Annotated in this window: 13 protein-coding genes; 7 read left to right on the plus strand and 6 right to left on the minus strand. The window is 72.2% G+C overall.

From position 1 onward, the window contains the following. Position 1: 1 nt before the first annotated feature. The 7 genes from OG485_RS03530 to ssuE all read left to right on the plus strand — a co-directional run bounded on the left by OG485_RS03530 (position 2) and on the right by ssuE (position 6711). Entirely contained in the window at positions 2-910 is a 909-nt protein-coding gene (locus tag OG485_RS03530; RefSeq protein WP_328664400.1) for an ABC transporter permease, read from the plus strand. Continuing rightward, a complete protein-coding gene (locus tag OG485_RS03535) occupies positions 907-1809 on the plus strand; it encodes an ABC transporter ATP-binding protein (protein WP_328664403.1) in 903 nt (300 codons plus the stop codon). Before OG485_RS03530 ends, OG485_RS03535 begins: the two co-directional genes overlap by 4 nt. Next, on the plus strand, positions 1806-2747 hold the full coding sequence (locus OG485_RS03540) for an ABC transporter ATP-binding protein (RefSeq protein WP_328664405.1): 942 nt from the start codon (positions 1806-1808) through the stop codon (positions 2745-2747). The genes OG485_RS03535 and OG485_RS03540 overlap by 4 nt, the downstream gene beginning before the upstream one ends. Before the next feature lie 27 nt (positions 2748-2774). Beyond that, positions 2775-4115 carry an LLM class flavin-dependent oxidoreductase gene (locus tag OG485_RS03545; protein ID WP_328664407.1) on the plus strand — a complete coding sequence of 447 codons (1341 nt, stop codon included), beginning with the start codon at positions 2775-2777 and terminating at the stop codon, positions 4113-4115. Between the two features lie 117 nt (positions 4116-4232). Further along, a complete protein-coding gene (locus tag OG485_RS03550) occupies positions 4233-5267 on the plus strand; it encodes an LLM class flavin-dependent oxidoreductase (RefSeq protein ID WP_328664409.1) in 1035 nt (344 codons plus the stop codon). Between the two features lies 1 nt (position 5268). Then, positions 5269-6048 carry an alpha/beta hydrolase gene (locus tag OG485_RS03555; protein ID WP_328664411.1) on the plus strand — a complete coding sequence of 260 codons (780 nt, stop codon included), beginning with the start codon at positions 5269-5271 and terminating at the stop codon, positions 6046-6048. Positions 6049-6153: 105 nt separating this feature from the next. Next, complete coding sequence (gene ssuE, locus OG485_RS03560; RefSeq protein ID WP_326789920.1) at positions 6154-6711, plus strand: NADPH-dependent FMN reductase; 558 nt, start codon at positions 6154-6156, stop codon at positions 6709-6711. Between the two features lie 297 nt (positions 6712-7008). On the opposite strand, the gene OG485_RS03565 is transcribed toward ssuE, so the two are convergent. From OG485_RS03565 to OG485_RS03585, 6 genes are all read right to left on the minus strand, one after another. Further along, positions 7009-8136: an MsnO8 family LLM class oxidoreductase gene (locus OG485_RS03565; protein WP_328664414.1), complete on the minus strand. Its 1128-nt coding sequence runs from the start codon at positions 8134-8136 to the stop codon at positions 7009-7011. Between the two features lie 14 nt (positions 8137-8150). Beyond that, on the minus strand, positions 8151-9272 hold the full coding sequence (locus OG485_RS03570; protein ID WP_328664416.1) for an LLM class flavin-dependent oxidoreductase: 1122 nt from the start codon (positions 9270-9272) through the stop codon (positions 8151-8153). Next, positions 9269-10645 carry an NtaA/DmoA family FMN-dependent monooxygenase gene (locus OG485_RS03575; protein WP_328664420.1) on the minus strand — a complete coding sequence of 459 codons (1377 nt, stop codon included), beginning with the start codon at positions 10643-10645 and terminating at the stop codon, positions 9269-9271. The genes OG485_RS03570 and OG485_RS03575 overlap by 4 nt, the downstream gene beginning before the upstream one ends. 19 nt (positions 10646-10664) lie before the next feature. Continuing rightward, on the minus strand, positions 10665-11873 hold the full coding sequence (locus tag OG485_RS03580) for an LLM class flavin-dependent oxidoreductase (RefSeq protein WP_328664421.1): 1209 nt from the start codon (positions 11871-11873) through the stop codon (positions 10665-10667). 73 nt (positions 11874-11946) lie between these two features. Then, on the minus strand, positions 11947-12060 hold the full coding sequence (locus OG485_RS43905) for a putative leader peptide (protein ID WP_443048649.1): 114 nt from the start codon (positions 12058-12060) through the stop codon (positions 11947-11949). Between the two features lie 104 nt (positions 12061-12164). Beyond that, entirely contained in the window at positions 12165-12950 is a 786-nt protein-coding gene (locus tag OG485_RS03585) for a GNAT family N-acetyltransferase (RefSeq protein ID WP_328664424.1), read from the minus strand. Positions 12951-13025: the final 75 nt, after the last annotated feature.

Below are 13025 nucleotides of genomic sequence, written 5' to 3' on the forward strand. Positions count from 1 at the left end.
CATGGTGCGCCGCGTTCTCGCCCTCACCTCCGGCCGGATCGCCCTGGCCGTCCTCACCGCGATCGCCGTGCTCGCCGTGTTCGGGCCGCTGCTCGCTCCGCAGAGCCCCCTGGCGACCAGCGACCATCCGCTCGCCGCCGCCTCCGGCGCCCACTGGCTGGGGACCGACTACCTCGGCCGTGACGTGCTGAGCCGGCTCCTCGACGGCTCCCGCGTCAGCGTCCTCGGCTCGCTGGAGGTCGCGTTCACGGCCCTGGCCATCGGCGCCGTCCCCGGCATCCTGTCGGTCCATCTCGGCCGGGTCTTCGAATGGGTCACCCTCCGGCTCGCCGACACGCTGGTCGCCCTGCCGTTCCTGCTGTTCGCCGTCGCCGTCGTCGCCCTGCTCGGCAACGGTCTCACCCAGGCGATGCTGGTCACCGGCGCGCTGGTGTCCCCGCTGTTCTACCGCGTGGCCCGCGCCGCCACCCTGGCCGTCGCCCGCTCGCCGTACGTGGAGGCCGCGATCATCTCGGGCGCCTCGACCGGCTGGATCGTACGCCGTCACATCTGGGGCAAGGTGCTTCCGCCGATCGCGGTCGCGCTCGCGCAGACGGTCGGGGTCGGCTTCGTCATCGTGTCGAGCCTGACCTTCCTCGGGATCGGGGTCCAGCCCCCCGCACCCACCTGGGGCGGCCTGCTCGCCTCGGATCTGGGCTACCTCAGCCACCAGCCGTGGGCACCGCTCGCCCCCGCCCTGCTGATCATGGTGACCGTCTGGGCCTGCAACCTCCTCGCCGACGCCGTCCGCGACGTCTCCGGCGAGGCGGGCCGCACGCCGGCCGCCGACCGCGGCGCACGCGCCGGCCGTCGCACCGACCGCCGCACCGAGGCCGACCCCGCTCCCGCTCCCGCAGGAGGTGCGCGATGACCACCCTGTCCGAGAAGCTCCCCGCCCGGGCCGAGACGACCGAGGAAGCCGCAGGACCCGGTCCCGGAGAGCCCGCCCGGTCTCCGTCCCCGGTCCTGGCCATACGCGATGTGCGCATCGGCGACCCGGCCACCGGCCGGGAGATCGTGCACGGCGTGAGTTTCGCGCTCACGCCCGGCCGTGCCGTCGGCATCGTCGGCGAGTCCGGCAGCGGAAAGACCCTCACCTGCCGTGCCGCACTGGGCATCCTGCCCGGCCCCTTCGAGATCACCGGTGGCTCGGTGGAGATCGACGGCAGCGACATCGCAGGCCTGTCCCCGGCCCGGTGGACGGACCTGCGGGGCGCGACGATCAGCGCGGTCTTCCAGGACCCGGCGTCCTATCTCAACCCCTCGATCCGGGTCGGGGCGCAGATCGCCGAGGTCGTCCGGGTCAAGAAGGGACTGAAGCGGCGCGCGGCCCGCCGCCGGGCGGTCGAACTGCTGCGGTCCGTCCATCTGCGGGACCCGGAACTCGTCAGCGCCCAGTACCCCCACGAGCTGTCCGGCGGCATGCTCCAGCGGGTCCTCATCGCCGTGGCGATCGCCGCGGGACCGCGGATCCTCGTCGCCGACGAGGCCACCACCGCGCTCGACGTCACCGTCCAGGCCGAGATCCTCGACCTGCTCGCCGATCTGCGCGAGCGGACCGGACTGGCCCTCGTCGTGGTCTCCCACGACCTCGCCGTCGTCGCCCAGCTGTGCGACGAAGTCCTCGTCATGCGCCACGGCGAGGTGGTCGAACAGGGTCCGACCGAGGACGTGCTCCACCGTCCGCGGCACGAGTACACCCGGCTGCTGATCGCCGAGCACCAGCACTACGGCCTGGAGAAGTTCCTCGCGCCCGAGGAGGACGCATGAGCACCGAGACCGCGAGGACCGAAGCCACGGACACCGAGACCGTGAACACCGGAACCGCGGACGCCCAGGCCGTGAGCACCGGCCCGGCCGAAGGGTCCACCGCCTCCGGGGAGCCGACGCGGCCCGTCCTGGAGGTCACGGACCTCGAAGTGCGCTACGGACCGCGCCGACGGCGCCGGCACGCGCTGCGCGGTGTCTCGCTGCGCGTCGTGCCCGGCGAGACCGTCGGGATCATCGGCGAGACGGGCTCCGGCAAGTCCACCCTGGCGCGGGCCGTGCTCGGCCTGGTGCGCGCCTCCGCGGGGTCCGTCGTCGTCGACGGTGAGGACGTGACGGCCTACGGCGGGCGCCGGTGGCGCGCGCTGCGCCGCCGCGGTCTGGTCCAGTACGTCTTCCAGGACCCGCTGCGCAGCCTCGACCCGGACCTCACGATCGAGGCCTCGCTGGCCGAGCCGCTGCTCGTCCGGGGTGTGTCCCGCGACGAGGCCGCGCGCCGGGTCCGCGCGTTCCTCGCCCGCGTCCAGCTGTCCGAGGACCTGCTCGACCGGCTGCCCGGTGAGCTCTCCGGCGGCCAGCGCCAACGCGTCGCCGTGGCAAGGGCGTTGGTCACCGAACCGCGCCTTGTCATCCTCGACGAGCCGGTCAGCGCACTGGACTCCGCCAATCGCGTCCAGATCCTGCGGATCCTCCAGGAACTCCGCGACGCGGGTGTGGCCCTCGTCTTCATCTCCCACGACCTCGGTTCCGTCGCCGGGATCGCCGACCGCATCGCCGTGCTGTACCAGGGCGAGCTGGTCGAGACCGGCGCCGCCCGCGATGTCATCGGCCGGCCCCGGCACCCGTACACCCGCCTGTTGGTCCGTTCCGCGCCCACGCTGCACTCGGCCCCGGCCGACCGGGCCGAACGCGCCGCCCTGCGTGCCCTGCTGAACGTCTGAACCCCACGAGAGACAGGAAGAAACGCCATGCCCCGCACCATCCATCTCGCCCTGCACCCCTATGGCGTCGGCGGTCCCGGCCAGCACGGTCTGTGGAAGGACCCGCGCGTGGCGAAGAACGCCAGCATCGACATCGACTACTACATCCGGCTGGCGAAGGCGGCCGAACACGCCCTCTTCGACGCGCTGTTCATCGTCGACAGCCAGTTCATCAACGCCACCTATCCGGCGCACTACCTCAACCGCCTGGAACCCCTGACCCTGTTGTCCGCGGTCGCGACCCACACCCGGCACATCGGCCTGGTGGGCACGGCGAGTTCGACGTACAACTCGCCGTTCAACCTGGCCCGCCGGTTCGCCTCCCTCGACCACATCAGCGGCGGCCGGGCCGGCTGGAACGTCGTCACCAGCTTCGACACCGGTACGTCCCGGAACTTCGGACTCGACGAACACCTCGACTACACCACCCGCTACGGCCGCGCCCTGGAGTTCGTCCGGGTCGCCCGCGGCCTGTGGGACTCCTACGAGGACGACGCCTTCCCGGCGGACGTGGACCAGGGTGTCTTCCTCGACCCGGCCAAGCTGCACGCGCTCGACCACGAGGGCGAGCACTTCAAGGTGGCGGGACCGCTCAACCTCTCCCGCTCCCCGCAGGGCCAGCCGGTCATCTTCCAGGCCGGGGTCTCGGAGGAGGGCCGCGACCTGGCCGCGCAGGTCGCCGAGGGCATCTACGCACCGGGCGGCTCCCTCCAGCAGGCCCAGGAGTACTACGCCGACATCAAGAAGCGCACCGCTTCCTACGGCCGGAACCCCGACCACATCAAGATCTTCATCCACGGGAGCCCGGTCGTCGCCGCCACCGACGAGGCGGCCCTGCGCCGCGAACGGGAGATCTTCGAGGAGGACAACGACTTCGACCGCAACCTCGCCCTGCTCGGCCGCTCCTTCGGCGCCTACGACTTCAGCGCGCACGACCTGGACGCGCCGTTCCCCGATGTCGCGCACCTCGCGGAGAAGGGCGGCCGCACCGGAGCGTCCGCCCTCATCGAACGGGCCCGGACCGAGAACCTGACCCTGCGTCAAGTCGCCGAGCTGGTCAATCAGTTCCGCGGCTCGCCGTTCGTCGGCGCCCCGGAGACCGTCGCCGACACCGTGGAGAAGTGGTTCGACGCCGGCACCTTCGACGGCATCAACCTCGCCTTCCGCACCGAGGACGAACTGAACCTCTTCGTCGACGGTGTCGTCCCGATCCTCCAGAAGCGCGGACTGTTCCGCACCGAGTACGCGGCCGACACCCTGCGCGGCAACCTCGGCCTGCCCGTCCCGGCCAACCGCCACACCCGCGAACCGCAGCTCGTCAGCGACTGAGATTCGCGCCGCGACCGGCCGGTGGACCACGCCTTCGCCTCCACCGGCCGCGTCCACCGGCCGCTCGAACCGACAACCGGCCGGCACGGCGGCCCGACACCGAAAGGCCGACATCCCATGACGAGCGAGCGACCACGCATCAGGCTCGGCTTCCTCACCCACGTCCAGGGACGCGATCCCGACATCGCCCGCACCTACCGCAACGCGCAGGAACTGTTCACCGTGGCGGACGAACTCGGCTTCGACGTCGGCTGGGTCGCCCAGCACCACGTCTCCCTCGGGGGCGGCGGACTGTCCTCGCCCTGGACCTTCCTCGCCCACGCGGCCGCGCGGACCACCCGGATCCGGCTGGGCACCGCCGTCACCGTCCTCCCGCTGGAGGATCCGGTCCGGCTCGCCGAGGACATCGCCACCGTCGACGCCCTCAGCGGCGGCCGCGTCGAGATCGGCGTGGGCAGCGGATCGAGCGCCCTGGAGTACGCCGCGTTCGGCAAGGACGCCGGCCGCAAGCGCGAACTGACCAGCGAGAACCTCGACGTGCTGCGCCGGGCCCTGGCCCACGACGACGTGGGCACACCCGGCTTCCGCATCCAGCCCCGCCCCGGCGACTTCGGCCGCCGCTTCTGGCAGGGCGTCTTCAGCGCGCAGGGTGCCGAGTACGCCGCGCGCAGCGGCTCGAACCTGCTGCTCAACCGGGCGGCCTACGGGTTCGACGCTCCCACCGACGAGGTGCAGCGCCCCTGGGCCGACGCCTTCCTCGCCGCCTGGGACCAGCCGCACCGCCCGCGCATCGGCCTGTCCCGCTTCGTCTTCCCGGCCAAGGACCGGCGCACGGCGCTGCGCGCGATCGGCGACGACGTGCACCGGGCGGCACTGCGCATGGCCGAGAGCGGCGCGTTCCCGAAGGGCCTCGGCGCGGACGAGGCGCTGCGCCGCTTCCACGCCTTCTACGGCCATCCCGACGACATCGTCGCAGCCCTGGGCCGCGAGCAGGTCCTGCCCGTCGCGACCGACCTGATCACCCAGTTCAACCCCGCCGTCCCCGACCACGACGCCTCCGTCCGCGCCCTCGAACTCATCGCGACCGAGGTGGCACCCGCGCTGGGCTGGAAGCCCGCGCACACGGACGAGCCCGCATCCGCAGGAGTATGAGATGACCCAGTACAGCGACCACCACGGGCCCGAAGGGCTCCTCGTCCGCGGCACGATCCTCGTGGTGCCCGGTCGCGGCGAGACCCGGGCGACCTACGCGCGCTTCGGCGGACGGCTCGCCGCCGACGCCTACCGCGTCCGGGTGATCGACCCCCCGGCCCTCGACGCCGAGGACCCGACCGCGTCCCTGGCCGGTCTGGCGGCCCGGCTCGCCGAGGCCGTGGAGGGCACCGCCTCGAAGGACGGTGTCGTACGGCCTGTCGTCCTCGTCGGGGCGGACTCGGGGGCCGTCGCGCTCGCCGCGCTCCTCGGCGGGGACCAGGCTCCGGCCGCCTGGTGGCCGGACGCCCTCGTCCTCGCCGGCCTTCCCGGGCCGTCCGCGGCGACCGGCGAGGACGTCGGGACGTGGGACGACGAGCTCGACGTCCGCACCGCGTGCCCCACTCATCGGGGCAACCTCTCCCAGGACCCCCAGGTACGGCGGGGGTCGCTCAACGACGCGATACCGGAATCGGTGCTCGGCGCGGCCTACGACAGCGAGACACCCGTCCCGACCCTGCTGCTCGTCGGCGACTCCGATCCGCTCGCCGACGACGAGGCGCTCGCCCGCCTGGCCAAGTCGCTGCCCCTGGCCCGCCTTTCGGCCGTGCGCGGCGCCCACCACGACGTCCTCAACGACCTCCAGCACCGCTCGGTGGCGGCCGAGGTCGTCACCTTCCTCGAAGCGCTGCGGGGTGGTGACCCGCGGCCGCTGATCACCGTGCGCTCGAGCGCCTGGTGAGGGCTCGCGGTGCGGTCGCGGCGGGTGGACTCTCCCGCCGCGACCGCACCGCCGTCCGCAGCACACCCGCTCCACGTAACCGAATCCCGACCCGGAAGGTCCGCCATGGCCACGATCGTGTCCGTCTCCGGAAGCCCCTCCCCCACCTCCCGCACCACACGTCTCCTGCGTCACCTGGACGACCGGCTCCGCCTCCAGGGCCATGAGGTGATTCCGCTGGAGGTGCGTGCACTTCCCGCCCACGCGCTGCTCGGGGCCGACTTCCAGCACCCCGCGATCGTCGAGGCCGCCGCCCTGATCGAGGGGGCGGACGGGGTGGTGATCGGCACGCCCGTGTACAAGGCCGCCTACTCGGGCCTGTTGAAGTCGCTGCTCGACCTGCTCCCGCAGTACGCGCTGGCCGGCAAGACGGTACTGCCCCTCGCGACCGGCGGCAGCACGGCCCATGTTCTCGCCATCGACTACGCGTTGCGCCCGGTGCTCACTTCCATGGGCGCGTCGCACATCGTGCCCGGCTGGTTCACCCTCGACAAGGATGTCACCGCCGGCGAGGACGGCACGGCCGTGATCGCGCCCGCCGCGGCCCAGGCGCTGGAGCAGGTGACGGACCACTTCTCCGCCGCGCTGGGAGGCCGCACGACGGCCCTCGCCTCGACCGGCTGAACGGGACCGCCGGCATCGCCCCGCACGCACCGTGCCGCCGAACACCTCACCGCCTACTACGTGATCGAGTGCGCGACCCCCGAGCGGGCGCGCGCCATCGCCGCGCGCGTACTCGACTTCCACGTGGTGGCGGTCGAGGTGCGGCCGGTCCACGACGTGTTCGGCATGGGAGACGGCTGATCACAACGCGCGGCCGGACCGGCCGGCACGGTCACGCACCCGGTGCGATTCCGTGCTGCCGGTCCGGGCCACGTCACGGCTCGCCGGTCCTGTTCGTCCCCGGCGGCCGAGGACGGCTCACCTCTTGCGCCACTCCTCGGCCAGCAGCTCGTACGACCGCACCCGGTCCGTGTGCCCGTGGGTGATGGTCGTGATCAGCAACTCGTCGGCTCCGGTGGCTTCCTGGAGCTGCTCCAGCTGGTCGGCGACGCGGCGCGGTGAGCCGACGAACTGGGTGTCGAGGCGGTCCTGGACGAGTGCCCGGTCGGCGTCCGACCAGACGTGGGCGCGTGCCTCGTCCGGCGTGGGGAACTCGATGGCCCCCTCCGCCGTACGGATGCTGCGGACCCAGAGGCCGTATCCCGTGGCGAGTTCACGTGCGGTCTCGTCGTCCTCGGCGACCACGACGTCCGCGGACACGCTGACGTACGGCTTGTCGAGGACCTCGGAGGGCTGGAACGCCGCTCGGTAGCCGTCCACCGCCTCCAGCACGGTGGCCGGACTGACGTGGTAGTTCGCCGCGAACCTGAGCCCGCCCCGGCCCGCGACCTCGGCGCTCGTGCCACCGCTGCTGCCCAGGATCCACAGTTGCAGGTCCGCGCCCTCACCGGGAACGGCGCGCGCCTGCGTGCCGTCCGCCGAGCGGTAGGTGCCCGCGAGCAGCGCGAGGATGTCGTCGATCTGCTCGCCGTAGTCCTGCGACTGGGCGTTGGGCTGCTGGAGGAGGGCGCGCTGGACGGCGACCCTCGGTGAGCCCAGAAGGTGTTCGAAGGAGAAGCGGGGTGGAATGCGGAGTCCGTTCGGGGCGCGGCCGTCGACCACGGGAGTCGCGGTCACGGGCGGGACGGAGGGCGGGCCGGACGGTTTGCCACCGGAGCGCCCGAGGCCCAGGTCGAGGCGCCCGGGGTGCAGCGCGTCGATCAGGCCGAACTCCTCGACCGTGGACAGGGCGGTGCGATGTCCGAGTTGCACGGCACCGGAGCCGAGGCGGATGGTCGAGGTCGCGGAGGCGGTCAGGGCGAGGACGACCGCGGGCGAGGTTCCGGCCACGCCCGGGTTGAGATGGTGTTCGGCGAACCAGTAGCGGGCGTACCCGAGGCTCTCGGTCCGCCGGGCCAGGTCGATGGAGTTGCGCAGGGCGTCGCCTGCGGTGGAGCCGGAGGAGACCGGAACCAGATCAAGGACGCCGAGAGGGATGTCGGACATGTGCGGAGGCCTCCTCAGCGCTCGGCTGATGTGCGGACGGGTTCGAGAGCGGGTACGGCTTCGGGCACGGGCCCGGACGGCCCGAGGACCGGCTCCCACGGGAACGGCGGATCGGGAATCTCGCGGCGCAGCACGGGCGCGACGGCGGACTGGAACAGTTCGAGCGAGTCGCGGTGCTGACGGTCGGTCAGTCCTCCGGCGTCCGCGTGCAGATGCAGGACGCTGTGCCCGAACTCCGCGTGATACCGGTGCACTTTGTCGATGATCTGCTGGGGACTGCCGATCAGTGCCGAGCTGCGCTCCACGAAGTCCTCCAGCGAGGTGAACACCGGTTCCAGACCGAGCCGCTTCTGGAACGCCAGGTTTCCCTCGAAGACGGGCCGGTAGGCGGTGAGCGCCTCCTGGGAGGTCCGGGCCACGTAGATGCCGGCCGTCCCCGCGCCGACCGCGATGCCGGCCGGATCGTGGCCGTAGTGCTCCCAGCGTTCGCGGTAGTAACGGATCAACTCGGCGTACGGCTCGATGGGGTTGGTGACGTTGGCGGAGAAGAGCGGGTCGCCGTGGCGGGCGGCCAGGTCGACCGACTCCTTGCTGGTGGCGCTGCCGTGCCAGACCCGGACGGGCCGCTGGAGGGGACGGGGCCACACCTCGGCGTCCTTGAGTTCGGGGCGGAAGCGGGTCGCCGCAGTGACCTTGTCCTGCCGCCAGATCCGGCGGAACACCTCGTAGCTCTCGGCGTTGCGGTCCCACTGGTCCTCGGGGGTGACCTGGAACAGCTCCCGTTGCGCGGCGCCGTTCCCCTTGCCGACGATCAGCTCCAGGCGTCCGCCCGACAGATGGTCGAGCGTCGCGTAGTCCTCGTACGCCCGCACCGGGTCGAGGAGGCTGAGTGTGGTGACCGCGGTGAACAGCCGGATCCGTGAGGTGAGCGCGGCGATGTGGCTGAGGACCACGGGCGGTGAGGACGAGATGAACGGGCGCTCGTGCCGCTCCCCCACGCCGAAGCCGTCGAAGCCCAGCTCCTCGGCGAGCAGCGCGTTGTCGACGACCTCGCGGAAGCGGTCGTTCGTGGGTTTCCGGATCCCGGTGACGGGGTGGGGCGCGTGCACGATCAAGGTGATCGCGAGGAACTTCATGACGCCACCCGGTCGGCCGGTGTCCCGGCGTCGGGGTGGTCGAGGCCGAGATGGTCGCGCAGGGTGGTGCCCTCGTACTCGGTGCGGTGGACGCCGCGTTCCTGGAGGAGCGGGACGACCTTGTCGGCGAAGGCGTCGAGGCCGCCCGGGGTGATGTGCGGGACGAGGATGAAGCCGTCGGAGGCGTCCGCCTGGACGAAGTCGTTGATGGTCGCGGCGACGGTGGCGGGGCTGCCGACGAAGGCCTGCCTGCTGCCGGTCTCGATGACGAGGTCGCGGATGGACCAGTTGTTGGCGGCCGCCCGCTCGCGCCACTCACGGGCGGTGGCCAGCGGGTCGCGGTACATCCGGACCTGCGCGCGGCCTCGTGCGACGGTGTGTTCGCCGAGGTCCGGGTCGATGTCGGGAAGCGGGCCGTCCGGGTCGTAGGCGGACAGGTCGCGGTTCCAGACGAATTCCAGGTGCTTGATGGCGGTGGCGCCGCTGACCTGAAGGCGCCGCACCTCGCGGGCGTGCTCCTCGGCCTCGGCGTCGGTGTCCCCGAGCACGAACGTCGCGGCGGGCAGGATCAGCAGCTGGTCGGAGCGGCGGCCGTAGCGGGCGAGACGCGCCTTGACATCCGTGTAGAAGGCCTGGCCCTCCTTGAGCGTGGAGTAGCGGCTGAAGATGGCGTCGGCGCCGGAGGCGGCGAACTCGCGGCCTTCCTCGGAGTCACCGGCCTGGAAGATCACCGGGCGGCCCTGCGGGGAGCGCGGGACGTTGAACTGCCCCTCGATGTCGAAGTGCTGTCCGTGGTGGACGAAGGCTCCGGCCTTGGCGTCGTTGAGGAAGGTGCCGCCCGCCCGGTCGGCGACGATCTCGTCCCCCCGCCAGGAGTCGAAGAGTTCGTTCGCCGTGGCCAGGAACTCCTTGGCCCGCGAGTAGCGTTCCTCCTGCGGCAGGAAGCCGCCGCGGCGGAAGTTCTCCCCGGTGAAGGCGTCCCAGGAGGTGACGACGTTCCAGGCGGCACGCCCGCCGGAGAGGTGGTCGAGGCTGGCGAACTGACGGGCCACCTCGTAGGGCTCGTTGAACGTGGAGTTGATGGTGCCGGTCAGACCGAGGTGTTCGGTGACGGCGGCGAGCGCGGCGAGGACGGTGAAGGTGTCGGGCCGTCCGACGACGTCCAGGTCGTAGATGTGTCCGCCCTGTTCGCGCAGGCGCAGGCCTTCGGCGAGGAACAGGAAGTCGAACTTGGCGCGCTCGGCGGTGCGCGCGAAGTGCGCGAAGGAGCTGAACTCGATATGGCTGCCGGCCTCGGGGTCGCTCCACACGGTGGTGTTGTTGACGCCGGGGAAGTGCGCCGCGAGGTGGATCTGCTTGAGCGGCTTGCTCATGGTCGGGGGTCCTTCCGGCTCAGGCGGTGGTGGAGTAGCGGTTCGCGGGGTGGGCGAGTCCGAGCAGCCCGCGCAGGGTGTCGGCCTCGTAGGCCCGCCGGAAGGCGCCCCGGCGCTGGAGTTCGGGCACCAGGCCTCGGGTGATCGCGGGGAGGTCGTGCCCGACGACGGCGGGCCTCAGCCGGAATCCGGACAGTCCCGCCTCGCTCAATTCCTGCAGGAGATCGGCGAGTTCGGCCGGAGTTCCGGTGAAGATCCGGGCGTCACCGGTGTACGGGTGGCCCGCGAGGGCGTCCAGCCGCTCGCGACGGGCCTCGGCGGCTGCGGGGTCGTCGTCCAAGAACACCACGAGGTCGCCGAAGACGTGCACGGTCTCGTCCCCCCTGCCTGCCGCGGTCTGTTCGGCCCGGATCTCCTCGACGATGGCGCGTGCCTGTTCGGCGTCGTGAGGGGTGACGTAGCCGAGGTCGGCGGCCCGGGCGATCAGCCGGTACGGGACGGTGGCGTGGGCCAGGGCGCTGACGATCGGCTGGCCCTGGGGCGGCCGGGGGGTGATCGAGGGGCCCTTGACGCTGAAGCGGCCGCTCTCGAAGTCGATGTAGTGCAGCTTGTCGCGGTCGATGAAGCGGCCGGTGGCGACGTCGCGTATCTCCGCGTCGTCCTCCCAGCTGTCCCAGAGCCTGCGGACCACCTCGACGTAGTCGGCGGCCTCCTCGAAGAGGTCGGTCACGAGCTCCTGCCCGGCGGGCGTGCGGTAGTCCTCGATTCGGAACTGCGGGAGGGTTCGGCGTCCGAAGTGCGCGGCCTCGTTCTGGCGTGCCGAGACCTGGACGCGCACACCGGCACGGCCGGTGCTCACATAGTCGAGGGTGGCTATCGCTTTGGAGATATGGAACGGCTCTGTGTGGGTGGCCACTACGGTCGGCACGATGCCGATGTGACGGGTCAGCGGCGCGATCCGCGCGGCGATGAGGACGGCGTCCAGGCGTCCGCGGACCTGGTCGGTGCGGCCGTCCGGTTCCGTGGGCGAGGAGGACTGGAGGCCGAGCGCGTCCTCGATGGTCACGAAGTCGAGCAGACCGTGCTCGGCCTCGGTCACCAGATCGGCCCAGTAGGCGGCGGTGAGCAGTTCACCGGGGCGGGCGACCGGTTCGCGCCAGGCGGCCGGGTGCCAGCCGGCGCCGTCGAGGGCGACGGCGAGGTGCAGGGGAGAGCGTGACGAGGACACGGGAGGTGCCTTCCTGATCGGCCGTACGAGGAATCCCGCCCCGGCGAGCGGGGCGGGGCTGCGTGGAGACGGGTCAGGGGCGACAGAGCGCGCCGGCGACCCGCTGCAGATCGATGTGCGGCCGGCCGTACAGGTGCAGGGGGCGGGGTGCGAGCGGCCTCGGCACGTGGCGGGACACACGGCGCATGTGCCTCACCTCCGCCTTCTCGGCCCGGTGCTCCCGGGTCCCTCGTCCGCCCCGCCCTCGCGATTCCCCGACGGGGCGCCGCACGGTCGTCGACAGTCCCAACCTCACGGGTGTGCCGTTTCTTCCGGCTGCCCGGTCTCTTCTTGCCCGGCGTGCGCCGACCGCTGTCCGCCGGGTGGGCGGACGAGCACGAACCGCGTGCGGCGGCGCAGGGTGAAACCGATCGACTCGTAGAGCCGGATCGCGTTGGTGTTGTCGGCGGCGGCGTGCAGGAAGGGGATGTCTCCGCGCTCCCTGATCCCCGCCGCGACCGCGCGGACGAGACGGGTGGCCAGGCCCCGGCCTCGGTGGCCGGGGTGGGTGCACACCGCGCTGATCTCGGTCCAGCCCGGCGGGCGCAGGCGCTCGCCGGCCAGGGCGATCAGGCGACCGCCTTCCCGGATGCCCAGGTAGGTGCCGAGTTCGACGGTACGGGGCAGGAAGGGGCCCGGCCGGGTGAGGGCGATCAGGCCGAGGATCTCGGGCACGTCGGCGGGGCCGAGCCGTACCGCTTCGGGCGCGGGCTCCGAGTGCAGCGCGGTGGCGGTCAACTGAACCCCGTCGCCGCTGTGTTCGATCGTCCAGCCGTCGGGCACGGCCTGCACCGCGGTGACGGGGGTGACCGCGCCGGGACCGACCAGTGCGGCCAGGTCGTCCCAGGAGCGGGGGTCGGCGGGGTCGGCGAGGGCGGTGAACGGGGAGACGTCGGCGGGATAGCGGGCGGCGCGGCCGACGCGCTCGGCGAGGTGGGCGTGCGGACCCGTCAGCGCGGCCCACGCCGCGTTGTCGAGGACATGCGGTGCGGTCGGACTCGGGGAAGGGACGGGGACGGGGTGGACGCTGGTGGACATGGCGGTGCGGGTTCTCCGTATCTGGAACGCGGCCGGACGCGCCCCGGGACTTCGCCGCGCACGGCGAAGTCCCTT

This window comes from Streptomyces sp. NBC_00328 (genome assembly GCF_036139655.1).
Taxonomy (GTDB): domain Bacteria; phylum Actinomycetota; class Actinomycetes; order Streptomycetales; family Streptomycetaceae; genus Streptomyces.